The sequence below is a fragment of the Mycobacterium spongiae genome (assembly GCF_018278905.1).
Classification (GTDB): domain Bacteria; phylum Actinomycetota; class Actinomycetes; order Mycobacteriales; family Mycobacteriaceae; genus Mycobacterium; species Mycobacterium spongiae.
The window spans coordinates 5,299,003-5,322,102 of record NZ_CP046600.1 but is presented as its reverse complement, the minus strand read 5'-3'; the positions used below and the strand labels follow the sequence as shown (position 1 = coordinate 5,322,102).

Genomic DNA, 23,100 nt, shown 5'->3' with positions numbered 1-23,100 from the left:
GCCGTCGGTGCTATGGCTGCCACCAGGGACGCAGCGGCAGATTGTCGTCGCCGCAGGCGGCGGCCTTGGTGGCTAGTACGTGATGCAGCTGAAGGTTGTTTCGCTCGAAAGCGACTCGCGAAGCCGCCATGTACAGACCCCACACCTTGGCGGTCGGCAGTCCAACTTCCGCGACCGATTCCTCCCAGTGCTCGACGAGGTTGCGACACCAGTCGCGGAGCGTCATCGCATAGTGGTGCCGGAAGTTCTCCTCGTGCAGCACCTCCAAACCAACGTTCTGGATCTCGGTGATAATGCGTCCCGAGCCCGTCAGCTCGCCGTCAGGGAAGACGTAACGGTCGGTGAAGGTGCCCGCCAGGGATCGTGAGCTGTTGTCGTGGCGGGTGATGCAGTGATTGAGCAGTAGGCCGCCGGTTCGCAACTTGGACTTGAGGAACTCGAAGTACGACGGGTAGTTCTTGACCCCGATGTGCTCGGTGAGCCCGATCGAAGAAACAGCGTCGAAGCCGGCCTCGGCCACGTCGCGATAGTCGGAGTGTCGTACCTCGGCGAGGCTAGTCAGCTGTTCATCTTCAAGCGCCTGTTGGCCCCACTTGGCCTGCTCGGCTGACAGGGTGGCACCGATCACCCGGACGCCGCGTCGGGCGGCGTAGCGCACCATGCCACCCCAGCCGCAGCCGACGTCGAGTAGCCGGTCACCTGGTTGTAGTCGCAGCTTCTCAAAAATGAGCCGGTACTTGTTTTCCTGAGCCTCTTCGAGCGTCGCTGCGGAGTTGGGATAGACCGCGCAGGTGTAGGTCATCGATGGCCCCAGAACCCACTGATAGAAGGTGTTGGAGACGTCGTAGTGGTGGTGGATGGCCTCGGCGTCGCGGGTCTTGCTGTGTAGCAAACCGGCGGCGATCCGGCGCCATCGCGGTGACACCTCTTGTGGTGGCGGGGCGACCGGCAGCAAGTGCTCGACGCCTAGTGAGCGCACCACATTGGCCAGCACTCGCGCCGACGGCCTCTTGAACTTGACCCGTTCGGTCAGTGCCATGAGCAGCTCATAGGGATCACCTGGAGGCACACCGTGCAGCTGTAGGTCGCCGGCCACGTAGGCGCGGGCGAGACCGAGTTCACCGGGAGCGGTGGCCAGGTAGGTTGCGCCGCGGGGCGTCCGAAGGTCTAGGCCCAGTTTCGCGTCGTCGGGTCCGGCAACGCTGCCGTCGTACGCCGTGAACCTCAGCGGCTGTCGACCGGTCGCGGTGAAGATTTCCAGGATCTGCGCCATGCTCAGTTTCCCCGTGCCGGTACGCACGGATTCGCTGGTCAAAGTCATCGTCGTTGCACCGCCTTTTCGTAAAGGTCCAGAAGACGTGAGTCGGGATCGTAGGCCTTCTTCACAATGTTGTAAGCCTCGCCGCCATAGAGCTCGTCGAACTTCTCTCGGGTGTAGAAGGAGTCGGAGTACAGCGACTTGTGCCCGTCGAGTTCACTGACCTTGTCCTCGATCAGCCGATTGGTCGCACCCGCGGTGGTGCCGGCCGGCACGGATGACCAGAACCCGACGTTGACGTAACTGCGGTCGGGGCGGATCGGATACAGTGGCCAGGCCGGGGACACTTCAGGGTGGTCGCGTAGCCGTAACGGGCACAACCAGATTGGTGCGATTGGCACGGTGTCGGCGAACCACTCCAGGAATGCGCGTGTGCGTTCGATGGGCACCTCGATGTCCTGCACGACCCGCTCTCGGGCGGGACGACCATGACGTTTTTCGATCCGGTCGGCGACGCTGAATCGCTGATCGAGGGCCACCAGCTTCCAGAAAACGCTGCTGCGCCGGTAGCGCCGTGGCCACCAGCGCCGCAGTCGTGGGTTCTGCGCGCCGAACGCGCGTGAGCACCAGAACCAATCGGTGTCCCAACGCCAGAAGTAATCGTGGATGGTCAACCGGTCTTCTTTGATCTCGGTGTCGTGTTGGATTGACCGGTAGTAAATGTCTTGCCCGGTGTAGTCGCTCACCGGTCCCGGCGTTGTGGTCCGCAGTCCGACGCACAGGTAGCTTTCTTCGGCGCTGAACACGACGCCGTCAAGGTAGTCCACTCGGACACCGTCGAGTCCGCCGGTATCGATGATGCGTTCCATGGCCTCGACCATGGTGGTCAACGAGTGAAATCTGATGTGTCGCAGAGCCACAAACGGTGCGACTGGCTCAAGTTGGATCCGAAGTCGGGTCGAGTATCCCAGGGTCCCATACGAATTTGGGAATGCCCGATAGAGGTCGGAGTGCTGGTCGGGGGATGCGGTGAGCAATTCGCCGGCGCCGGTGAGGATATCCATCTCCAGAACCGATTCGTGCGGCAGGCCGTTACGAAATGACGCCGACTCGATACCAAGCCCGGTGACGGCACCGCCCAGCGTGATGGTCTTCAGTTGCGGAACCACCAAGGGGGACAGGCCATACTGCAGTGTCGCCGTGACCAGGTCCTCGTATGTGCACATGCCCGCAACATCGGCGGTGCGTACCTCGGGATCGATACTGATGACGCCGGTCAGTCCTGATATGTCCAGGCCGGGAGCATCGCGTTTTACGCGGGCGCGGAAGAGGTTTGAGGTGGGCTTGGCCAACCGGACGGTCGCGCCCGGGGGGATGGCGCGATAACTCGCCAGCAATCGCTCGACCCCCGACGCATAAGCCGATAGTGCGGATCCAGGCACAGGCACCACATATACCCTAGTCGTCGACAACCGCCCGTGCATCCGTGCGCGGGCAGCACCCCAATCACGACAAGGAGTTTGCGCCCGATGGGACAGGTGAGCGCATCCAGCACGATCTTGATCAATGCTGAGCCCGCGGCCGTACTCGACGCAGTGGCCGACTATGAGAACATCCGCCCGAAGATCCTGTCCCCGCACTACAGCGAGTACCAGGTGTCCGAAGGTGGCCAGGGCAAGGGCACGGTAGCCAAGTGGCGGTTGCAGGCGACCAAATCACGCGTTCGCGACGTCCAGGTCAATGTTGACGTCGCTGGTCACACCGTTATCGAGAAGGACACGAATTCGTCGATGCTCATCAACTGGACGGTGGCGCCGGCGGGACCGGGGTCCAGCGTCACCGTGAAGACCTCGTGGAATGGCGCGGGTGGCGTCAAGGGCTTTTTCGAAAAGACCTTTGCACCGCTGGGGTTGAGGAAGATCCAATCCGAGGTGCTCGACAACTTAAAAAGCGAACTGGAGAGTTAGCCGCCGACGCCCCACAGAGTGCCAGCGGGTGCTAGCCGGGTGCGGTGCGCGGGACGGATGCAGACGGATGCAGACAGGCCGCCGCGATCGAACTAGCGCGCCCGGGCCTGGGTGGCCAGGAAGCCGGCGACCCCTTTGACCATTGCGTCCGCGTATTTCTGCCTGCCCTGAGGTGACTCCATCAGAGCCGAATCTGCCGGGTTCTTCATGTTGCCCAACTCGACCAGGATCGACGGATACTGGGCCAGATTCAGGCCGGCCAGATCGGAGCGTCCGTAGAGCCCATCCTTGCCGATGTAGTTGGCCGCCGGAATGCCCGAAGCTTTGAGCTGGTCGCGCATGATCCTGGCGAACTGTACAGAGGGCCCTGCCTGCGCGGCGTTGAGCGGCGGAGCCGAGTAGTTGACATGGAATCCCCGGCCGGACGCTGGGCCGCCGTCGGCGTGCAAGCTGATCACAGCGTTGGGGTGCAACGCATTGGCTGCGGCGGCGCGCTGATCGATGCAGGGACCCAGCGCATCGTCGTTGCCCCGTGACAGGGCGGTCCGCACCCCAAGGGCGTTGAGTGCGGCCCGCAGGCGCAGCGCGGTTTCCCAGTTGAACGTGTGTTCCGCGTAACCGCTGTTCGTCGATGTTCCGCTGGCTTGGCAATCCTTGGTGCCCCCGCGGCCAGTGGGAACCTGGCGGCCGATGGATGCGTCATTCGACCCGTTGTGGCCGGGGTCGATGAACACGATCATGCCGGCGACATTGGAAGGGGCTGCGGCGGCGGTTGGGATGAGCGGCATCCATGCCGTGATGAGCGCCCCGACGACCATCGCGATTCCGACACGCAGGCTAACTCCTAGATCCACCGCGCAAAGGTAGCGTGGCGCGGTCTACGCTGGATGTTTCAAATCGCCGACAACCGCAGGCGAAACCAATTCGAGACCAAGACGCGAGGGGACTGTCATGCAACCCGGAGGCGATATGTCCGCGCTGCTCGCCCAGGCGCAGCAGATGCAGCAAAAGCTACTCGAGGCCCAGCAGCAATTGGCGAATTCCGAGATTAACGGCCAGGCCGGTGGGGGCCTCGTCAAGGTCGTCGTCAAAGGTAGCGGCGAGTTGATCGCGGTCGCGATCGACCCCCAGGTCGTCAACCCTGACGATATTGAGACCTTGCAGGATCTGATCGTCGGCGCCATGGCGGATGCATCCAAGCAAGTCACAAAGATGGCGCAGGAGCGGCTGGGTGCCCTGGCCGGGGCCATGCGCCCGGCGGCCGCATCGCCCGGACCGGGGGTGCCGCCTGGTCAGCCCGCGCCGCGGCCGCCCGGGGTGCCGCCCGGTCCGCCGGCGCCGGGAATGCCGCCCGGTCCGCCGGCTGCCGGAATGCCGCCCGGTCCGCCGGCGCCGGGAATGCCGCCCGGTCCGCCGGCTCCGGGCAAGCCGCCCGCGCCGCCCGGGCCGGGGGTGCCGCCCGCGCCGGGCGTCTGACTTGCACCACCATGTTTGAGGGACCCGTCCAGGACCTCATCGACGAACTCGGCAAGCTGCCGGGTATCGGTCCAAAGAGCGCGCAGCGCATTGCGTTTCACCTGCTGTCGGTCGAACCTTCTGACATCGACCGGCTGAACGCCGTGCTCGCCAAGGTTCGCGACGGTGTGCGGTTCTGCGCGGTGTGCGGCAACGTGTCCGACGCCGAACGGTGCCGGATCTGTGCCGATCCGCGCCGGGACGCCTCGCTGGTATGCGTGGTCGAGGAGCCGAAGGACGTTCAGGCTGTCGAACGCACTCGCGAATTCCGCGGTCGCTATCACGTTCTGGGTGGCGCCCTCGATCCGTTGTCTGGAATAGGCCCGGATCAGTTGCGGATTCGCGAGCTGTTGAGCCGCATCGGTGAGCGGGTCGATGACGTCGACATCACCGAGGTGATCATTGCCACCGATCCCAACACCGAGGGTGAGGCGACCGCCACGTACCTGGTGCGGATGCTCCGTGACATCCCCGGCCTGACCGTCACCCGGATCGCGTCCGGTCTGCCGATGGGCGGCGACCTTGAGTTCGCCGACGAGCTGACACTTGGTCGCGCGCTGGCCGGTCGCCGCGCCATGGTCTAAAAGCCCCGTTCAACGAGCCGCGAGCCGCTCCCGGCGCAACAAATCCACCTCGGGCAACTCGAGCGGCGCCAGCGCACCCACTACCTTGCTGAGCAGCAGGTCGGCGAGCTCTGGGTTGCGGGCCAGGCACGGTCCGTGCATGTAGGTCGCGACGACGTTGTCCTGAATCGCGCCGTCAAAGCCGTCGCCGAGCCGGTTGCCGGCGCCCTTGACCACCGTCCCAAGCGGTAACGCGTCGGGGCCGAGAACAGTACCGCCCCGGTGGTTTTCGAAACCGGTGAGACGTTGTGTCAAGCCCGCCAGCAATGGTTTGCTGGCCAACTCGCCGATGGTACGGGAAGCCTGTGGCGTGGTGGTTGCGTCGAGGAGGCCGACGCCGTCAACGCGTTCCCCCGACGATGTCTCGTACCAATGCCCCAGGACCTGGACCGCCGCGCAGATCGCTAACACTGGTGCGCCCCGGTCGGCTGCGCGTTGCAGGCCTGGATACCGAATTAGGTGCCGGGTCGCCAGCCGTTGCGCGTAGTCCTCGGCGCCGCCGAGGGTGTACAGGTCCAGCGACTCCGGAACTGGGTCGGCCAGTGTGATCTCAACTATTTCTGCGGCGATGCCCCGCAAGAGCAGGCGTTGGCGCAGCACCACGGCGTTGCCGCCGTCCCCGTAGGTGCCCATCACGTCGGGTAATACCAGTCCGATGCGCATTCGTGAAGCCGACGCTGGTGCCCCGCTCATCTTGTCGCCAATGCCCGCTGCAGCTGTAGAAACGCGGTGTAGTTGGCGACGACCTCCACCCGGCCCGGCGGGCACGTCGCGATGGCCGCCACGGTGTCGTGCACCAGGGTGTGTTCAACATCCGCGTAGCCCAGCCGCACGGCCAGGTCGGTGCCGCGCTCGCCGGCGGCCACGACTGGGGTCTCCTTGAAGGTCTGGGCGAAGTACTCGAACCGCACATCCCACAGCCACGACAGGTCCTCACCGTCGGGCACCTGCCCGTTGACCGAAATGACCACCCCGGCGGCATCTTTGTCCACCATCGACAGCGCTTCCTGCCAGCCGGCCGGGTTCTTGGCCAGCAGGATCCGAGCCTGGTGTGAACCGATGACGGTGGTTCGGTAGCGCCCCGCGACCTCGTCGACCTGGGCGACAGCAGCCACCGCTGCCTCTGGGTCGGCGCCCAACGCGGCGGCAGCCGACACGGCTTGGGCGGCGTTGCCGCGATTCACCGATCCGGGCAGCGCCAGCTTCATCGGAAGCGCCAGCCCGTGTGGCCCATAGACGGTGGTGTTGTCGAACCACCAGTGCGGGGTTGGGCGCATGAAGTCGGCCCCAGTGGAATACCAGTGACCCTGCTCGCGGACGATGACCTCGCCACTGCGAGGGCAGCTGACCGAGTCGCTCGACCATGAGCCGCCCGCGGACACCCACACCACATTCGGGCACTCGTAGGCGGCCGATGTCATCAGCACATCGTCACAGTTAGCAATGACGACTGCGGCCGGATGCCGGGCCAGGCCGGCCCGCAGCGTGCGTTCGATCACGTTGATCTCGCCGACGCGATCCAGCTGGTCGCGCGACAGATTGAGCAAAACGACCACGGCGGCGTCTACCGCATCTAGCACGTGTGGGACGTGCATCTCGTCGACCTCGAGGGCTGCCAGCGGGGCGTGGAGGTGAGCGGCCAGCGCCGCCACCAGCCCAGCGTCCATATTGGCGCCCTCCGCATTGGTCGCGACCGACCCCAGCGTGCTCAGCGCGGCCGCAGTCATCCGGGTGGTGGTCGACTTGCCGTTGGTACCGGTGACGACGACAGTGCGCCGGCCCTCCGCGAGCTGCCGCAGTACCGATCGGTCCAGTGTCATCGCGACGAGGCCGCCGATCATCGCACCGGCCCCGCGTCCGGTGACCCGCGACGCCCACCGCGCGCTTGCTCCGGCGGCGAGGGCCAGCCGCGCGCGGGGGGTAAGCACCCAGGCAGTTTAAGGGCGATCGCAAGTTCGGCGCTGTGTGCCGAGTGCAGCGGGTCGGCCTCGTCGGGTTAAGGGCGATCGCAAGTTCGGCGCTGTGTGCCGAGTGCAGCGGGTCGGCCTCGTCGGGTTAAGGGCGATCGCAAGTTCGGCGCTGTGTGCCGAGTGCAGCGGGTCGGCCTCGTCGGGTTAAGGGCGATCGCAAGCTCGGCGCTGTGTGCCGAGTGCAGCGGGTCGGCCTCGTCGGGTTAAGTGCGATCGCAAGTTCGGCGCTGTGTGCCGAGTGCGGCGGCCAATAACCTTTTGGTCTAAATTCACGACACGTCGCCCGGCGACCTGGTGATGTCGTTCGGCCATGCCATCCTCAGCTTGTGAGGCAAACCTGGGGTCGGCCGGCCAACGATCCGAATGGGGGTTGGGCCGTTATCGACGTAGAGACGTCGGGCTTTCGGCCGGGTCAGGCGCGGATCATCAGCCTTGCGGCTCTTGGCTTGGACGCCGACGGCCGGGTCGAGCAATCGGTGGTCAGCTTGCTCAATCCTGGCGTGGATCCGGGTCCTACTCATGTGCACGGTTTGACAGCCGCGATGCTGGAAGATCAACCGCAGTTCGCCGATATCGTTGGCGATCTGGTCGAGGTGCTGCGCGGCCGCACCCTCGTTGCGCACAATGTTGCGTTCGACTATTCCTTCCTTGCCGCAGAAGCCGAGATCACCGAAGCCGAACTGCCCGTCGACACTGTCATGTGCACTGTCGAGTTGGCCCGGCGGCTAGAACTGGGCATCGACAACCTGCGGCTGGAGACGCTCGCCGCGTACTGGAGCGTGACTCAGGAACGGCCGCACGACGCGTTCGACGACGCCCGCGTGTTGACCGGGATTTTGGTGCCCTCGCTGGAACGGGCGCGCAAACTCGACATTTGGCTGCCGGTACATCCGGTTACTCGGCGCCGGTGGCCGAATGGCCGGGTCACTCACGACGAGCTGCGGCCGCTGAAGGTTCTCGCCTCGCGGATGCCCTGTCCGTACCTCAACCCAGGCCGCTATGTCATGGGCAGGCCGCTGGTCCAGGGTATGCGGGTGGCGCTGGCCGCCGAGTTGGGACGGACTCATGAGGAGCTCGTCGAGCGGATCCTCAGCGCCGGGTTGGCCTACAGCGACGTGGTCGACGGTGAGACCTCGCTGGTCATCTGCAACGAAGCCGACCCGGGCCACGGCAAGGGCTATCACGCCCGGCAACTGGGGGTGCCGATGGTGACTGAGGCGCAATTCATCGACTGCATCCGTGCCGTCGCCGGAGGCAGCAAAATGGAGCAATTCACCGACACCACCGGGGTTGACGAGCAGTTCACCCTCTTCTGAGGACGCGTGTTTCACTACATCCGTAGTGGTAGCGTCGCGGTCATGAGTGGTACTACGAATGTAGTGGATCGGGAATTCTGGTGGCACAGCTACCGCGAGCACGGCTACTTCTTCCGGGAAGCGGCGATGCTGACCATCTCGCTCGGGTTCGTGATGCACCTGTACCGCGTGATCTTCGCAGACGACCTCGCCCTGAAGTACGCGGTGACCGTGACAACCGACCGAATCCTCCTGGTCCCGATGACGTACGCGGCCATCACCGGCATCCTGGTGTGGCACCGGGTCCGGTTCGCCAACAATCGGCATCGGGCAGCGTTCACCGCGTCTATCGGCTACATCGCCGGCAGCGTGCCGCTCCACGTGTACATGTCTTACGTGATCAGAGACGTTGCGTTGCTCACGTGGTTTCCGATGTGGTCCAGCTATCTGTTGCTGATCGTGGTCTATCCGGCGTTCCTCACGATGTTCTGGCGGCTGCGCTACACATACTGATGCCACCCAACCCCGCACGCCGCACGCAGATCCTCGACACCGCGATCGACATACTCGCCGACGTCGGTGTAGGAGGGCTGACGCATCGCCACGTCGACGACCAAGCGGGTCTACCGGCGGGCACGACCTCGAACTACTTCCGGACACGTCAGGCCTTGCTCGAAGCCACGGCGGCCCGGACCGTCGATCTGCACTGGCAGCGCGTCGGGGCCTTGCGCACCGCGATCGGGCACCTCGCCCCAGACGCCGTCAAGACGCTTCTGACGCGGATGCTCTCGGACCTCGATGACCAGGCGCGTCGCTACACCTTGGCTCGGTTCGAGCTGTTCCTGGAAGGCACCCGACGACCCGAGCTGCAGCCGTTCCTGGTGGAGTTGCAACGTGCCGCGGTGAAGTCGGCAACCCTGATCTTCGAGGCGGCGGGATTTGAACCTACGGCCGACCACATGGACCAGCTGAGCCGCGTTCTCAATGGCTACGTGTTCAGCCACATCACCCTTCCGGGAACAGACGATCCGGCCGCGTTGGTCGACCGGCTGCTGCGGGCCTACTTCGAGGTTTAGCCAGAAGCCCGGTTCACGGCCGACACCACCGCCCGCAGCGACGCCGTCGTGATCGATGGCGCGATGCCTACGCCCCACACCGTCTTGCCTGCTACCGAAGCCTCGACATACGCCGCGGCCTGGGCGTCATCACCGGCGCTCATCGCATGCTCGGAGTAATCGAGCACGGCCACGTCGAATCCGACGGTTCCCAGCGCGTAGACGAACGCGGCAAGCGGGCCGTTCCCCGCGCCGGTGATCTCGGTCTCGGTTCCGTTGATCTTCACGGTCGCGGTGATGGTGGTTGTGCCACCGTCTTCGTCGGCGGCATCCAGGTGCTGTTTCATGCGTTCCAACGGCAACACCGGGGCGAGGTACTCCTCGGTGAACGCGTCCCACATCTCCTTAGGCGAGATCTCGCCCCCTTCGCCCTCCGCGATCCGCTGGATGACCTGGGAAAATTCGATCTGCAGCCGCCGTGGCAGGGCCAGGCCATGGTCTGCCTTCATGACGTAGGCCACCCCACCCTTGCCGGACTGCGAGTTGACCCGGATCACCGCCTCGTAGGTACGCCCGACGTCCTTAGGGTCGATCGGCAGGTACGGCACCTGCCAGAGCATGTCGTCGACGTCGGTGTCCGCCGCGTCCGCGTCGAACTTCATCGCATCCAGGCCCTTGTTGATCGCATCTTGGTGGCTACCGGAGAACGCGGTGTAGACCAGGTCCCCGCCGTAAGGGTGCCGCTCGTGTACCGGCAACTGGTTGCAGTACTCCACCGTGCGCCGGATCTCGTCGATGTTGGAGAAATCGATCTGCGGGTCCACACCACGGGAAAACAAGTTCAGGCCCAGCGTCACCAGGCATACGTTGCCGGTGCGCTCGCCGTTGCCGAACAAGCAGCCCTCGATCCGGTCTGCGCCGGCCTGATAACCCAATTCGGCTGCGGCGACCGCGGTTCCGCGGTCGTTGTGCGGGTGCAAGCTCAGGATCACGGACTCGCGGTTGGCCAGATTGCGGCTCATCCACTCGATCGAGTCGGCGTAAACGTTGGGTGTCGCCATCTCCACGGTGGCCGGCAGGTTGAAGATGATCGGGTTGTCTGGCGTCGGTCTGATGACCTCGCCAACGGCGTCGCAGACCTGTTTGGCGTATTCCAGCTCGGTGCCGGTGTAGGACTCCGGTGAGTACTCGAAGCGCCACTGGGTGCCCGGATACTTGGCGGCTTCCTCGACGCACTTGCGTGCCCCGTCGGTCGCGATGGCTTGCACGGCGGCCCGGTCGGCGTGAAAGACGACGCGGCGCTGCAAGATTGACGTCGAATTGTAGAAGTGCACGATGGCACGTGACGCACCGGCGCACGCCTCGAAGGTGCGTTCGATCAGCTCGGGCCGACACTGAGTCAGTACCTGGATGGTGACATCGTCAGGAACCGCGCCGTCAGTGATGATCTCCCGGACGAAGTCGAAGTCGGTCTGGCTGGCCGCCGGGAACCCGACCTCGATCTCCTTGTAGCCCATACGAACCAGTAGGTCGAACATGCGGCGTTTGCGGGCCGGGCTCATGGGGTCGATCAGTGCCTGGTTGCCGTCACGCAGGTCCACCGCGCACCACAGCGGTGCACGACCAATCACTCGGTCGGGCCAGGTGCGATCGACTAGCCGGGTCGGCTCGACCTCGTCGGCGAACGGCCGGTACCGGTTGATCGGCATCGATGTGCCGCGCTGGGGATTCCAGACACGTTGGCCGGGTTGGGGTGGTCCGTCGGGTTTGCGGATAGCTCGTACCGACTGGTACGCGTCGGGGCTGTCCGCCGAATCAGGAGAAGAAGATGGTGAGAAGTTAGTCACGGTAGTTGCTCCCGGGGGTTGTGACGGGGGTGGTGAAAGGAACCTCAGACCGGCGCGTCGCGACCCCCGCGACGGGAAGCCGGTCTGGAATCAGACCCCGTCGCGGCGTCGGAGGAGGAGCACCCACGTCACGTTGTAGAACTCTACCCGATCGGTGCCTTGGCGAAAACCGCGCCGAAGCCGCAGGCTGCAAAGCCGAGCATCACGACGAAATTCACGATGCGCCGACACGTATCCTGTTGTGGACTAAACCCGATCCAGTGCAGCAAATCCGAAACAAGGAAGAAAAACAGTGGCGCTCGTCGTGCAGAAGTACGGCGGATCATCGGTGGCTGACGCCGAGCGGATTCGCCGCGTCGCCGAACGCATCGTCGATACCAAAAAGCACGGCAACGACACCGTCGTGGTCGTCTCGGCGATGGGCGACACCACCGATGACCTCATGGACCTGGCTCAGCAGGTATGCCCGGTCCCGCCGCCTCGCGAACTTGACATGCTGCTGACCGCCGGTGAACGGATCTCCAACGCGCTGGTGGCGATGGCAATCGAATCGCAGGGTGCCCAGGCCCGATCGTTCACGGGCTCCCAAGCTGGGGTCATCACCACCGGCACGCACGGCAACGCAAAGATCATCGACGTCACCCCCGGGCGGCTACAGTCCGCTCTCGAGCAAGGTTCGATCGTGCTCGTTGCCGGCTTCCAAGGGGTCAGCCAAGACAGCAAGGATGTGACGACCCTGGGCCGCGGCGGCTCGGACACGACTGCGGTCGCGCTGGCCGCGGCGTTGGGCGCTGACGTGTGCGAGATCTACACCGACGTGGACGGCATCTTCAGCGCGGACCCGCGCATCGTGCACAACGCCCGCAAGCTGGACACAGTAACGTTCGAGGAAATGCTCGAAATGGCGGCCTGCGGCGCCAAAGTGCTCATGCTTCGATGCGTGGAATACGCACGCCGCCACAACATTCCAGTGCATGTCCGGTCGTCGTACTCGGACAAGCCAGGCACCTTCGTTGTCGGATCGATCAAGGACATACCCATGGAAGACCCCATCCTGACCGGCGTCGCGCACGACCGCAGCGAAGCCAAAGTGACCGTTGTCGGGCTGCCTGACACCCCGGGATACGCGGCCAAGGTGTTCCGGGCCGTCGCCGAGGCCGACGTCAACATCGACATGGTGCTGCAGAACGTCTCCAAGGTCGAGGATGGCAAGACCGACATCACTTTCACCTGCTCCCGCGACGCGGGGCCGGTCGCCGTGGCCAAGCTGGATTCCCTCAAAGGCGAGATCGGCTTCACCCAATTGCTCTACGACGATCACATCGGCAAGGTGTCGTTGATCGGTGCGGGCATGCGCAGCCACCCCGGAGTCACGGCGACCTTCTGTGAGGCGTTGGCCGCTGTTGGAGTCAACATCGAGCTGATCTCGACCTCGGAGATCCGCATTTCGGTGCTGTGTCGAGACACCGAACTGGACAAAGCGGTGGTCGCCCTGCACGAGGCGTTCGGCCTCGGTGGCGAGGAGGCCGCGACGGTCTACGCGGGGACGGGGCGATAGATGGTCGCCATCGGGGTCGTCGGCGCCACCGGTCAGGTGGGTCAGGTGATGCGCGACCTGCTCGAGGGGCGTGATTTCCCCGCCAGTACCGTGCGGCTCTTCGCTTCCGCGCGATCGCAGGGTCGCAAGATCGCCTTCCGCGGTCAGGAAATCGAAGTCGAAGACGCCGAGACCGCTGACCCAGGCGGTCTCGACATCGCGCTGTTTTCGGCGGGCTCGGCGATGTCGCGGGTCCAGGCGCCGCGGTTCGCCGCCGCCGGGGTGACGGTCATCGACAACTCATCGGCGTGGCGCAAGGACCCCGAGGTGCCGTTGGTGGTTTCCGAGGTGAACTTTTCCAGGGACGTGCGTCGGGCCGGGTCTCTCAAGAAGGGCATCATCGCCAACCCGAACTGCACCACCATGGCGGCGATGCCGGTGCTCAAAGTGCTGCACGACGAGGCTGGGCTGCTTCGTTTGGTGGTTTCGAGCTATCAAGCGGTATCCGGCAGCGGGCTGGCCGGGGTGGCCGAACTCGCTGGTCAGACGAGAGCAGTCCTGGGCGACGCCGAGCAGCTGGTTCATGACGGTGGTGCAGTGCGCTTCCCGGCGCCGCAGACCTACGTTGCGCCGATCGCATTCAACGTTGTGCCACTGGCGGGATCGTTGGCTGATGACGGGTCCGGAGAGACCGACGAGGACCAGAAGTTACGTCACGAGAGCCGCAAGATTCTCGGAATCCCGGATCTAGCGGTCAGCGGCACCTGCGTGCGGGTGCCAGTGTTCACCGGCCACTCGTTGTCGATCAACGCCGAGTTCTCCCAGCCGCTCACGCCGGAGCGCGCCCGAAGGCTGCTCGATGGGGCGCCCGGGGTCAAGCTGGTCGATGTGCCGACGCCGTTGGCGGCGGCCGGTGTCGACGAATCACTGGTAGGACGTATCCGGCGCGACCCGGGGGTACCGGACGGGCGGGGGTTGGCGATGTTCGTTTCGGGTGACAACCTGCGCAAAGGGGCGGCGCTAAACACCATCCAGATTGCCGAGCTGCTGACCGCCGAATTGTGACCCGTATTGGAACCGCGGGCGAAGGTTGCACGCACCTGGCCGGCCGCGGTCTGCCTGCCTCTGGTCGCTTTGGTGATGTGTTTGGTTATACCCCAGTATTTTTCCGATACGCTCGGATCGGCACGCGCTGATCCTCCCGCACCGGCGCCGGGCCCGATTCTGCCACCCCTGGTACCGGGGCAAGTGCTCCGAATCGGCCCGACAGCGGGCACTGGAACGCCCACCGGGGACTATGGCATCGGTGCCACGGAACTCTGCGAGTTTGTGGAATTCCCCAGCGAACTGCTTCAGGTATGCGGGGACAGCTTCGCCGGCCAGGGAGTGGGGTAACGCGCCGTACCGGGTGATTCAGTTCGCGGTCAATCCCTTCAAGCCTTGATCAAAGGCCACATTTCAGTCCTCCGTCCGCCGAGCGTCGGCAGTAGATCGAACAGTCTGCTCGGACACGCCGGCGACAGCCCTGCGGTTGGGGTGCATCGCGTCTGGTTACAAGGACGGATCACACGTCCGTTTTGGAGCGTTGCGTGATTGCGTTCACGAAGTCGGCTGGTAGCCCGGGCAGCCGACCCAGCGCGTCGAGCAGCATGTCTGCGCACGTGTCGGCCAACAAAGCGGCGTCGAGCGAAGGATCGATGACCCGTTGGTTGCAGGACTCGACTGCCAGGCCCATCCAACTGGATACCGTCGCTTGGACCGCTCCTCGCGAATCTGTGGTCATCGCCGAATTCGTTATCCGATCGAGGACGGTCATGACCATGTCCACCGACCGTCGGAAATCGATGTCCTCGGTGGCTCTTAAAAACGACTCCGAACGACCCCACTCGACATAGCTCACCCACGCGCTATGTGGGTGAGCCTCGTCGTGGCGCAGGTAGACCAATATTGCGTCCCGTAGCCATTCAAACAGCGACCGGCCTCCATCGATACTGACCTCTTTGACTTCCGCGCTCATAGCGTTGACCAGATCGAACAGCCGCTGTCCCTCGGCGAACATCACCGCCGCGAAGAACGCCTTCTTGTCGCGAAAGTAGTGATACATCAGAGCCCGCGATATGCCAGCCTGCGCCGCGATCTCATCGAGGCGCACCTCGTCATACGGGCGGGACCCGAACACTTCAGAGCCCAACACGAGCAACTCGGCCCGACGATCCTCCGGCAAGAGCCTCCGGTAGGAACCAGCCATGGAGACAGGCTACTCGACGGGCGTTGACCCGACCGCGACTAGCGCATGGATGTTGACCACGTGGGAAGTCTTAGCCAAGACGCATTTTGGGGATCGCCAGGTCCAATGTGTCTGTGCGGGTGCCGAACTGGTGATGCCGGCCGGCCGCCGCCCAGAAACGGTTCACCATCTGTTCAAGCCCCGTTAGCCGCCCAGCTCGCCGGTTCGCCAACTACGGGCTGTTCTTGTCTTTTCGAGGGGGACTGAAGCTCACAGCCGCTACATAGCCATAGCAAAGCCAGTACCACTGTTTACCCAGGCATCATTCGACACATGAACGAAATCCCTGAAAGCTCAATAGCGCAGACATCTCCCGCACCACCGCCGGCGGCACCGGCCGTCCACCAAACCCCCAAGGTGTTCAAGGCCGCGGCATGGGTCGTCACCGTCGCCGGGATCGTGTTTATCGTCGCGGTCATCTTCTTCACCGGATTCCGACTGGGCATGCACTCCGGTCACGACGGCTTCCGTCACCACCGCAACCACAAACATCCTGCGATGATGTTGCGCCCGGGAATGCCCCATGGCGGAGCCCCGGCCATGCGTCCCGGCACCGGCCCCGCCGGGCCTGGTCAGCTGCCATCCGCGGTCTCTCCCTCCGCGGCGCCGACTCCCTGAGCCGCCCCGCTACCTCCACCCCGGCTAGCCCGGTGCTCATCCGAGCACCGGGCTAGCCACTTCACCTCAATTCCTCATAACTTTCTGGCTAGAACCCTTTACTGTCGTTGCAGGTCTAGGCGATATTCGAGGCATGAGTGAAGCATCTGAACCCGCCGCCCAACCGACGTCCGCCGCCCCAGCGCCACCCACACCCGCGGCGCCCCCGCAAGCGGCGAAGCCGGGCCGGCTCTACCAGACCGCGGCGTGGGTGGTGATCGTCGCCGGTGTCTTGTTTATCGTCTCGGTCATATTCGTCTCTGGTGCCGTCGTCCTCGGGCACGGGCGTTGCTTTCACCACCGCAACTACCACCCAGGCATGTATATGCCGCCCGGGCCCGGCGGCCCGGGTCCAGGGGCCGGGTGGCAGTACCGACTCCCTGGACCGTGGGCACCGGGCATGGGCGGCCCCGGTTTCCCGGGTGGTCCCGTCGCAGTTCCGACCGGTCCGCCGCCACCAGTGCCGCAGACTCCGAGTCCCAACACCCCCCCGACCCGTCCGTAGCGCGTCGTGCGCTTAGCGTTGCGGCGCACGGCCAGGCGGCGGGCACTGAAAGTGGCGCGACTTCGCCTTGTCGCGCTCGACTAGTCGGAGCTCGCGTGCCGCAACCTTGCCCTGGCATGATCGAGTCCATGGCGTTTGAAGGCGGTCGCGTCACGGAAGCCGCCGCGACTGGCGGCAGTCGTGACGGCCATTCCGGGTCCGCCCGCGGCAAGGTCGACGTCGACATGGTGGCGACGGTCTAGCGGAATTTTGCGACGGGCGATGCACTGGACTCGGATCAGCGCTGCTGCGGTGTTGCTCGGGCTGGCCGTTGGGGCAGCGCTCCCGGTGGCTCGGGTTTGGGCCAACCCTTCCGAACCGGGAGTTGTGTCCTACGCCGTTCTCGGTAAGGGTTCAGTCGGCAATATCATCGGGGCACCGATGCGGTGGGAGTCGGTGTTCACCCGGCCATTCCAGGCGTATTGGGTTGATCTGCCGGCGTGCAACAACTGGGCGGACATCGGGCTGTCGGAGGTGTACGACGACCCCGATCTCGCGTCGTTCAATGGGGCCACCACGCAAACCTCCGCTACCGACCAAACCCACTACGCGAAGCAGGCGGTCGGGGTGTTCGCGACCAACGAGTCTGCAGAACGCGCATTCCATCGCGTCGTCGATCGAACCGCGGGCTGTTCCGGACAGACCACCGCAATGCACTTGGACGACGGGAGCACCCAGGTGTGGTCGTTCGCCGGTGGGCCACCGACCGGCACCCCGATATCGTCGGCGGCGTGGGTCAAGCAGGAAGCGGGCACCGATCGACGGTGTTTCGATCAAACCCGGCTGCTTGAGAATGTGTTGCTGCAGGCCAAGGTTTGCCAATCGGGCAACGCCGGTCCTGCGGTCAACGTCCTAGCTGGGGCAATGCAGAACACCCTGGGCCAGTAGCGAGCGGAAACTTGGGTGCCAGGGGTGAGCTACGCCGTCTGCAGCGGGAATATGTCGGGGTGGTCCGGAGGATGAAGTGGTGGCGGCTATGGTTCTGGGAGAGTTCTGGGAGCCGCGCAGCCAACTGTCCACAGGGCATGCCCGGGCATGCTCGGTGCTCGGAGGGATCGTGATATGACGCTCGCCGCCATCACCGCCGCGGCCTCTCAGCTGGACGGCGCCGGCCCAGCTGGCGTCGAGATCACCAGCTCGTCCGACGCCGCCGAGTACATCACTGACGGCTGTCTCGTCGATGGTCCGGTGCAATCCGTGGGCCTGGAAATCGAGGCGCACTGCTATGACCCCGCGGACCCGCAGCGCCGGCCGAGCTGGGACGAAATCACCGATGTGCTCGGGTGGCTGCGCCCCCTGCCTGGCGGCAGCGTGGTCAGTGTGGAACCCGGCGGCGCGGTCGAGCTGTCGGGACCACCCAGCGATGGCATTGCGTCAGCGATCGAGGCCATGGCTCGCGACCAAGCGGTGCTGCGGGCGGCCTTCTCCGGAGCCGGACTGGGATTGGTCTTTCTCGGTGCGGATCCGCTACGGCCAGCGAAACGCGTCAACCCGGGAGCGCGGTACCGCGCGATGGAACAGTTCTTTGCCGCTAGTCAGTCTGGTGTCGCCGGTGCGGCGATGATGACGTCGACAGCCTCGATCCAGGTCAACGTCGATGCCGGTCCACAAGCCGGCTGGGCGGCGCGAGTGCGGCTGGCCCACGCCCTCGGGCCGACCATGATCGCGATTGCCGCCAACTCGCCGCTTCTGGGCGGCGAGTTCTCGGGCTGGGTTTCCACCCGCCAGCGGGTGTGGGGCCAGATGGACTCTGCGCGGTGTGGGCCGATCTTGGGTGCGAGCGGCGATGACCCGCGCACCGACTGGGCTCGCTACGCCTTGAAGGCGCCCGTGATGCTGGTGCACAGTCCCGACGCCATGGCCGTCACGCACTATGTGCCCTTCGCCCACTGGGCAGACGGCCGAGTCCTGCTCGGTGGTCGCCGCCCGACCGTCGCCGACCTCGACTATCACCTGACCACCCTGTTCCCGCCGGTGCGCCCGCGGCAGTGGCTGGAAATCCGGTATCTAGACACCCTGCCCGATGAAGTCTGGCCTGCCGTGTTGTTCACCCTGGTAACGCTGCTCGACGACCCGGTTGCAGCCGATCTGGCGGCGGAGGCCGTCGAACCGGTCACGACTGCCTGGGATACCGCGGCCCGTATCGGTCTGCGCGACCGACAGCTATACCTAGCAGCCAACCGGTGTCTGTCCGTGGCCGCTGAGCGGGCGCCTGCTGAGTTGACCGCCGCGATGGAGCGGCTGATGCACGACGTTGACCGGGGCCGCTGCGCGGCGGATGACTTTTCCGATCGGGTGATCGAGCACGGCATCGCGCCGACGGTCTCGCGGTTGGCACAAGGGGGGCTGTGACCTCGTCGGAAAAACTGGCCCGCGATCTAGAGCGGGCGCGGACCCGCACGCTGCGTCTGGTCGATTTCGACGACGCCGAGCTCTGTCGTCAGTACGACCCCTTGATGAGCCCCCTGGTTTGGGACTTGGCGCATATCGGTCAGCAGGAAGAATATTGGCTTTTGCGCCATGGCGACCGGGATCGGCCCGGGATTCTGCCGGCGGCAGTCGAAGGTCTCTACGATGCGTTCGAGCACTCCCGCGCCAGCCGGGTGGATCTGCCGTTGTTGTCGCCCCAGCGAGCGCGGTCATATTGCCGTACGGTCCGGTCGGCCGCGCTGGATGCTCTGGACGCCCTTCCGGACAGCCCTCCCGGTTCTGCCGGTGACTTTGCGTTCGGCCTGGTAATCAGCCACGAAAACCAGCACGACGAGACCATGCTGCAGGCACTGAACCTGCGCAGTGGGCCGCCATTGTTGACCGAATCGTCCACCCTGCCCGCGGGTCGGCCGGGCGTGGCCGGAACATCGGTAGCGGTTCCGGGCGGATCGTTCGTGCTGGGCGTGGATGTGGGGACCGAACCCTACTCATTGGACAATGAACGCCCCGCGCACACCGTTGACGTGCCGGCATTCCGGATTGGTCGGGTCCCGGTCACCAACGGCGAATGGCAGCAATTCATCGACGATGGCGGCTACGCCCAGCCACAGTGGTGGTCCACGCGCGGCTGGAAGCACCGCCAACACGCCGGCCTCACCGCCCCGCAGTTCTGGAATTCCGGCGGCCGAACGCGGACCAGGTTCGGCCACGTTGAGGACATTCCCGACGACGAGCCAGTGCAGCATGTCACCTACTTCGAGGCCGAAGCATATGCAGCGTGGGCCGGCGCGCGGCTGCCCACCGAGATCGAATGGGAGAAGGCCTGCGCGTGGGATCCGGCGACGAATACTCGGCGTCGCTTCCCCTGGGGTTCCGAGGTGCCCTCAGAGGAGCCCGCGGCAAACGTTGCGGCCCGAGCAAATCTCGGTGGTTCATCGCTGCGTCCGGCGCCGGTCGGTGCTTACCCAGCCGGCGCTTCGGCATACGGAGCCGAGCAGATGCTGGGCGATGTCTGGGAGTGGACCACTTCACCCTTGCGACCCTGGCCGGGCTTTGTCCCGATGATCTACGAGCGCTACTCACAGCCCTTTTTCGACGGCGACTATCGGGTGCTGCGGGGCGGATCGTGGGCGGTGGAGCCCGCGATCCTGAGGCCTAGCTTCCGCAACTGGGATCACCCGTACCGCCGGCAGATCTTCTCCGGCGTCCGCCTGGCATGGGATGTCGCCGATGACGGCAGGCCCGCCTGATGTGCCGTCATCTCGGATGGCTCGGACGCGAGGTTGCGGTTTCCTCGCTGGTCCTCGACCCGCCGCAAGGCCTACGGGTGCAGTCCTATGCCCCGCGCCGGCAAAAGAACGGGCTGATGAACGCTGACGGTTGGGGTGTCGGTTTTTTCGACGGCGTAACTCCGCGGCGTTGGCGCAGCCCGGCGCCGCTGTGGGGGGACGCGTCATTCGCCTCGGTCGCGCCGGCCTTGCGTAGTCATTGCGTGGTCGCCGCGGTGCGCTCAGCCACCGTGGGCATGCCCATCGACAGCAGCGCGACCGCGCCGTTCACCGACGGCGAGTGGCTGCTGTCGCACAACGGCGTGGTGGACCGCGCGGTGTTGCCGCTGCGCGCGTCGGCTGAATCGGTCTGTGACAGTGCACTGCTCGCTGCGAACATCTTCGCCCGTGGTCTCGATGCGTTGGGTGACACCATCATCGAAATCGGGAACGCGGATCGGTTCGCCCGGCTCAATATGTTGGCGGCGAACGGTTCTCGGCTGGTTGCCACGGCCTGGGGAGACACGTTGTCCATCCTGCGCCGCGACGACGGAATTGTCCTGGCCAGTGAACCCTACGACGACAGCCCGGATTGGGAAGACCTACCGGACCGCCACCTGGTGGAGGTCGTTGGGGACCGCGTCACGGTGACTTCTTTGGAGACCTCTTTGGACCGCCCGGTGCCACCGAAAGGACCCCGATGACCCTCTCTGTTGCCAACCATCTTGCCGAGGATTCGGCGTATCACGCGTTGCGGCGCGACGTGTACGAGGGCCTGCAGAAAACGCCGAAATCATTGCCGCCGAAATGGTTCTACGACTCCGTCGGATCCGATCTGTTCGATCGGATCACCCGGTTGCCGGAGTACTACCCAACCCGTGCCGAGGCGGCGATCCTGCGTGCTCGCTCGGCCGAGGTGGCGTCTGCCAGCGAGGCCGATACCTTGGTCGAACTGGGCAGCGGGACGTCCGAGAAGACCCGGATGCTGCTGGATGCGCTGCGCGATCGCGGATCGCTGTGCAGGTTCGTTCCGTTCGACGTCGACGCCAGCGTGTTGTCGGCGAGTGCCCTTGCCATCCAGCGGGAATATCCAGGCGTCGAAATCAACGCGGTCTGTGGTGATTTCGAAGAGCATCTGACCGAAATACCCCGTGGCGGACGACGCCTGTTCGCGTTCTTGGGGTCAACGATCGGCAACCTCGCGCCGGTGCCTCGTGCGGAGTTCCTCGCGGCACTGGCGGCGGTAATGCGGCCAGGGGATAGCCTGCTGCTGGGCACCGACCTGGTCAAAGACACCGACCGGCTGATTAGCGCCTATGACGATGCCGCCGGGGTAACCGCGCAGTTCAATCGCAATGTGCTGGCGGTGGTTAATCGGGAGCTCAATGCCGATTTCGATGTCGATGCCTACCAGCATGTCGCCCGGTGGAACATCGAAGAAGAGCGGATCGAGATGTGGCTGCGATCCGACCGTCGCCAGCGCGTTCGTGTGGGTGCGTTGGAGCTGACCGTCGATTTCGCGGCCGGTGAAGAGATGCTGACCGAGGTTTCATGCAAGTTCTGGCCGGATGCCGTCGGCGCGGAGCTGGCGGGGGTAGGACTGCGTCGCGTTCGCTGGTGGACCGACGACGCCGGCGACTTCGGGTTGTCGCTGGCCGCTAAGTGAGCGACAGCGACGAGCTGGCCGACCGATGGCGGGCGGCTCGCCCACCGGCTGCCGGGTTGCATTTGGATAGCGCGGCGTGCTCGCGCCAGAGCTTTGCAGCACTCGACGCCGCTGCCCAGCACGCTCGCAACGAAGCAGAGTTGGGCGGGTATGTCGCGGCTGAACTTGCCACGCCGGTCCTCGACGCGGGACGCGCCGCGATCGCCGCGCTGAGTGGGGTTGCGGAGGCGCAGGTGGTGTTCACCACCGGCTCGTTGCACGCGCTGGATCTACTGCTCGGCAGTTGGCCCGCCGAGAGCCGGACCCTGGCGTGCCTGCCTGGCGAATACGGCCCCAACCTCGCGGTGATGGCCGCCCACGGATTCGACGTTCGGCCACTGCCAACCCTCGACGACGGCCGGTTGGCACTCGACGACGCGGCCCTCGTGCTCGCCAACGACCCACCCGATCTGGTCCACTTGACTCCGGTAGCCAGCCACCGCGGTGTTGTGCAACCACTGTCGCTAGTGGCGCGTCTGTGTCGTGAGCTGGAGTTGCCGTTGATCGTTGACGCCGCTCAGGCATTGGGACAGGTGGACTGCGCGGTCGGTGCCGACGTTGTCTACTCGTCGTCGCGGAAGTGGATGGCGGGCCCACGTGGTGTCGGCTTTCTCGCGGTGGGCGCCGCAATGATGCAGCGGCTGCGTCCGAGGCTTGCGCTTCCCGAGTGGGCGTCCGCACTGAGCACAGCCCGGCAACTCGAGCTCGGAGAAGCAAATGTTGCTGCACGCGTGGGGTTTTCGGTGGCACTGGGTGAGTTCTTGGCGTGTGGCCCCGGAGTAGTGCGCGCACGCTTGGCTGAGCTGGGTGGCCACAGCCGGACGATGCTTGCCGACGTTGGCGGCTGGCAGGTGGTCGAAGAGGTCGGTGAGCCGAGCGCTATCACGACACTGGCCCCGGTCGACGGCGCCGACCCAGAAGCGGTTCGGAACTGGTTGCTTGCCGAACGCCGCATCGTGACCACGTGTGCCGGGGTGCAGCGGGCACCGTTGGAGATGACCGCACCGGTGTTGCGGATCTCGCCGCACATCGACACCACGGAACAGGATCTGGAGGCGTTTGCAGCGGCGCTGGCTGAGGCGCCTGGGCGGGCGTAGGGCTCGTCGCGTTGGGCTCCGGCCTTTCTTGGACTCGCTGCACGA

23 protein-coding genes and 1 pseudogene are annotated in these 23,100 nt (G+C 65.1%); 17 read left to right on the top strand and 7 right to left on the bottom strand.

Annotated elements, in window-relative coordinates; all coding sequences use genetic code 11:
- Positions 1-10: 10 nt before the first annotated feature.
- Together F6B93_RS21440 and F6B93_RS21435 are read right to left on the bottom strand one after the other, a co-directional pair.
- Positions 11-1,321 (bottom strand): class I SAM-dependent methyltransferase, encoded by a 1,311-nt coding sequence (locus F6B93_RS21440; protein ID WP_211696872.1) that lies wholly within the window; start codon positions 1,319-1,321, stop codon positions 11-13.
- Positions 1,318-2,709, bottom strand: a complete 1,392-nt coding sequence (locus F6B93_RS21435; RefSeq protein WP_246540901.1) for an FAD-binding oxidoreductase — start codon at positions 2,707-2,709, stop codon at positions 1,318-1,320. Before F6B93_RS21435 ends, F6B93_RS21440 begins: the two co-directional genes overlap by 4 nt.
- 78 nt (positions 2,710-2,787) lie before the next feature.
- Between F6B93_RS21435 and F6B93_RS21430 the strand changes: the two genes are divergently transcribed.
- Complete coding sequence (locus F6B93_RS21430) at positions 2,788-3,225, top strand: SRPBCC family protein (protein ID WP_211696870.1); 438 nt, start codon at positions 2,788-2,790, stop codon at positions 3,223-3,225.
- Positions 3,226-3,317: 92 nt separating this feature from the next.
- Here the strand turns inward: F6B93_RS21430 and F6B93_RS21425 are convergent, their stop codons facing one another.
- Complete coding sequence (locus F6B93_RS21425; protein WP_211696869.1) at positions 3,318-4,079, bottom strand: Rv3717 family N-acetylmuramoyl-L-alanine amidase; 762 nt, start codon at positions 4,077-4,079, stop codon at positions 3,318-3,320.
- A 97-nt stretch (positions 4,080-4,176) separates the two neighbouring features.
- On the opposite strand from F6B93_RS21425, the gene F6B93_RS21420 reads away from it, so the two are divergent.
- Both F6B93_RS21420 and recR read left to right on the top strand, forming a co-directional pair.
- Positions 4,177-4,701 carry a YbaB/EbfC family nucleoid-associated protein gene (locus F6B93_RS21420; RefSeq protein WP_211696868.1) on the top strand — a complete coding sequence of 175 codons (525 nt, stop codon included), beginning with the start codon at positions 4,177-4,179 and terminating at the stop codon, positions 4,699-4,701.
- An 11-nt stretch (positions 4,702-4,712) separates the two neighbouring features.
- Positions 4,713-5,324 carry a recombination mediator RecR gene (gene recR, locus F6B93_RS21415; protein WP_211696867.1) on the top strand — a complete coding sequence of 204 codons (612 nt, stop codon included), beginning with the start codon at positions 4,713-4,715 and terminating at the stop codon, positions 5,322-5,324.
- A 9-nt stretch (positions 5,325-5,333) separates the two neighbouring features.
- Here recR and F6B93_RS21410 read toward each other — a convergent pair whose 3' ends face one another.
- Positions 5,334-6,026, bottom strand: a complete 693-nt coding sequence (locus F6B93_RS21410) for a type 1 glutamine amidotransferase (protein WP_211696866.1) — start codon at positions 6,024-6,026, stop codon at positions 5,334-5,336.
- 26 nt (positions 6,027-6,052) lie between these two features.
- Complete coding sequence (locus tag F6B93_RS21405) at positions 6,053-7,291, bottom strand: Mur ligase family protein (protein ID WP_211696865.1); 1,239 nt, start codon at positions 7,289-7,291, stop codon at positions 6,053-6,055.
- Positions 7,292-7,659: 368 nt separating this feature from the next.
- On the opposite strand from F6B93_RS21405, the gene F6B93_RS21400 reads away from it, so the two are divergent.
- From F6B93_RS21400 to F6B93_RS21390, 3 genes are read left to right on the top strand one after another with little or no spacing between them, the layout of a single operon-like run.
- On the top strand, positions 7,660-8,649 hold the full coding sequence (locus tag F6B93_RS21400) for a DEDDh family exonuclease (protein WP_211696864.1): 990 nt from the start codon (positions 7,660-7,662) through the stop codon (positions 8,647-8,649).
- 42 nt (positions 8,650-8,691) lie between these two features.
- Positions 8,692-9,141 carry a hypothetical protein gene (locus F6B93_RS21395; protein ID WP_246540900.1) on the top strand — a complete coding sequence of 150 codons (450 nt, stop codon included), beginning with the start codon at positions 8,692-8,694 and terminating at the stop codon, positions 9,139-9,141.
- Positions 9,141-9,704, top strand: coding sequence for a TetR/AcrR family transcriptional regulator (locus tag F6B93_RS21390; RefSeq protein WP_211696863.1), 564 nt, complete (start codon positions 9,141-9,143; stop codon positions 9,702-9,704). The genes F6B93_RS21395 and F6B93_RS21390 overlap by 1 nt, the downstream gene beginning before the upstream one ends.
- Here the strand turns inward: F6B93_RS21390 and leuA are convergent.
- Entirely contained in the window at positions 9,701-11,530 is a 1,830-nt protein-coding gene (gene leuA / locus F6B93_RS21385) for a 2-isopropylmalate synthase (RefSeq protein ID WP_211696862.1), read from the bottom strand. The genes F6B93_RS21390 and leuA overlap by 4 nt on opposite strands.
- 292 nt (positions 11,531-11,822) lie before the next feature.
- On the opposite strand from leuA, the gene F6B93_RS21380 reads away from it, so the two are divergent.
- The 3 genes and pseudogenes from F6B93_RS21380 to F6B93_RS21370 all read left to right on the top strand — a co-directional run.
- On the top strand, positions 11,823-13,088 hold the full coding sequence (locus F6B93_RS21380) for an aspartate kinase (protein WP_211696861.1): 1,266 nt from the start codon (positions 11,823-11,825) through the stop codon (positions 13,086-13,088).
- A complete protein-coding gene (locus F6B93_RS21375) occupies positions 13,089-14,132 on the top strand; it encodes an aspartate-semialdehyde dehydrogenase (protein ID WP_211696860.1) in 1,044 nt (347 codons plus the stop codon).
- A 75-nt stretch (positions 14,133-14,207) separates the two neighbouring features.
- Positions 14,208-14,459 (top strand): annotated as a pseudogene (locus F6B93_RS21370) (DUF4185 domain-containing protein); the annotation flags it as partial.
- Positions 14,460-14,631: 172 nt separating this feature from the next.
- Here the strand turns inward: F6B93_RS21370 and F6B93_RS21365 are convergent.
- Positions 14,632-15,315, bottom strand: coding sequence for a TetR/AcrR family transcriptional regulator (locus F6B93_RS21365; RefSeq protein ID WP_211696859.1), 684 nt, complete (start codon positions 15,313-15,315; stop codon positions 14,632-14,634).
- Between the two features lie 303 nt (positions 15,316-15,618).
- On the opposite strand from F6B93_RS21365, the gene F6B93_RS21360 reads away from it, so the two are divergent.
- The 8 genes from F6B93_RS21360 (at position 15,619) to egtE (ending at position 23,055) form a co-directional block, all read left to right on the top strand.
- Positions 15,619-15,972, top strand: a complete 354-nt coding sequence (locus F6B93_RS21360) for a hypothetical protein (protein ID WP_425518573.1) — start codon at positions 15,619-15,621, stop codon at positions 15,970-15,972.
- Between the two features lie 133 nt (positions 15,973-16,105).
- On the top strand, positions 16,106-16,516 hold the full coding sequence (locus F6B93_RS21355) for a hypothetical protein (RefSeq protein ID WP_211696857.1): 411 nt from the start codon (positions 16,106-16,108) through the stop codon (positions 16,514-16,516).
- A 261-nt stretch (positions 16,517-16,777) separates the two neighbouring features.
- On the top strand, positions 16,778-17,443 hold the full coding sequence (locus tag F6B93_RS21350) for a sensor domain-containing protein (protein ID WP_211696856.1): 666 nt from the start codon (positions 16,778-16,780) through the stop codon (positions 17,441-17,443).
- A 174-nt stretch (positions 17,444-17,617) separates the two neighbouring features.
- Positions 17,618-18,907 carry an ergothioneine biosynthesis glutamate--cysteine ligase EgtA gene (gene egtA / locus F6B93_RS21345; protein WP_211696855.1) on the top strand — a complete coding sequence of 430 codons (1,290 nt, stop codon included), beginning with the start codon at positions 17,618-17,620 and terminating at the stop codon, positions 18,905-18,907.
- Entirely contained in the window at positions 18,904-20,235 is a 1,332-nt protein-coding gene (egtB, locus tag F6B93_RS21340) for an ergothioneine biosynthesis protein EgtB (RefSeq protein WP_211696854.1), read from the top strand. Before egtA ends, egtB begins: the two co-directional genes overlap by 4 nt.
- Entirely contained in the window at positions 20,235-20,957 is a 723-nt protein-coding gene (gene egtC, locus F6B93_RS21335; RefSeq protein ID WP_211696853.1) for an ergothioneine biosynthesis protein EgtC, read from the top strand. The genes egtB and egtC overlap by 1 nt, the downstream gene beginning before the upstream one ends.
- Complete coding sequence (gene egtD, locus F6B93_RS21330; protein ID WP_211696852.1) at positions 20,954-21,919, top strand: L-histidine N(alpha)-methyltransferase; 966 nt, start codon at positions 20,954-20,956, stop codon at positions 21,917-21,919. The genes egtC and egtD overlap by 4 nt, the downstream gene beginning before the upstream one ends.
- Positions 21,916-23,055, top strand: a complete 1,140-nt coding sequence (egtE, locus tag F6B93_RS21325) for an ergothioneine biosynthesis PLP-dependent enzyme EgtE (protein WP_211696851.1) — start codon at positions 21,916-21,918, stop codon at positions 23,053-23,055. Before egtD ends, egtE begins: the two co-directional genes overlap by 4 nt.
- The last annotated feature ends 45 nt before the right edge of the window (positions 23,056-23,100 follow it).

What these genes read in the sequence shown, in the direction of transcription:
- egtC (WP_211696853.1), top strand. Translation starts at nt 20,235, where the DNA reads ATGTGCCGTCATCTCGGATGGCTCGGACGCGAGGTTGCGGTTTCCTCG.
- F6B93_RS21430 (WP_211696870.1), top strand. Translation starts at nt 2,788, where the DNA reads ATGGGACAGGTGAGCGCATCCAGCACGATCTTGATCAATGCTGAGCCC.
- egtA (WP_211696855.1), top strand. Translation starts at nt 17,618, where the DNA reads ATGACGCTCGCCGCCATCACCGCCGCGGCCTCTCAGCTGGACGGCGCC.
- F6B93_RS21420 (WP_211696868.1), top strand. Translation starts at nt 4,177, where the DNA reads ATGCAACCCGGAGGCGATATGTCCGCGCTGCTCGCCCAGGCGCAGCAG.
- F6B93_RS21440 (WP_211696872.1), bottom strand. Translation starts at nt 1,321, where the DNA reads ATGACTTTGACCAGCGAATCCGTGCGTACCGGCACGGGGAAACTGAGC.
- F6B93_RS21355 (WP_211696857.1), top strand. Translation starts at nt 16,106, where the DNA reads ATGAGTGAAGCATCTGAACCCGCCGCCCAACCGACGTCCGCCGCCCCA.
- recR (WP_211696867.1), top strand. Translation starts at nt 4,713, where the DNA reads ATGTTTGAGGGACCCGTCCAGGACCTCATCGACGAACTCGGCAAGCTG.
- egtD (WP_211696852.1), top strand. Translation starts at nt 20,954, where the DNA reads ATGACCCTCTCTGTTGCCAACCATCTTGCCGAGGATTCGGCGTATCAC.
- F6B93_RS21395 (WP_246540900.1), top strand. Translation starts at nt 8,692, where the DNA reads ATGAGTGGTACTACGAATGTAGTGGATCGGGAATTCTGGTGGCACAGC.
- F6B93_RS21350 (WP_211696856.1), top strand. Translation starts at nt 16,778, where the DNA reads ATGCACTGGACTCGGATCAGCGCTGCTGCGGTGTTGCTCGGGCTGGCC.
- F6B93_RS21365 (WP_211696859.1), bottom strand. Translation starts at nt 15,315, where the DNA reads ATGGCTGGTTCCTACCGGAGGCTCTTGCCGGAGGATCGTCGGGCCGAG.
- F6B93_RS21375 (WP_211696860.1), top strand. Translation starts at nt 13,089, where the DNA reads ATGGTCGCCATCGGGGTCGTCGGCGCCACCGGTCAGGTGGGTCAGGTG.
- F6B93_RS21390 (WP_211696863.1), top strand. Translation starts at nt 9,141, where the DNA reads ATGCCACCCAACCCCGCACGCCGCACGCAGATCCTCGACACCGCGATC.
- F6B93_RS21410 (WP_211696866.1), bottom strand. Translation starts at nt 6,026, where the DNA reads ATGCGCATCGGACTGGTATTACCCGACGTGATGGGCACCTACGGGGAC.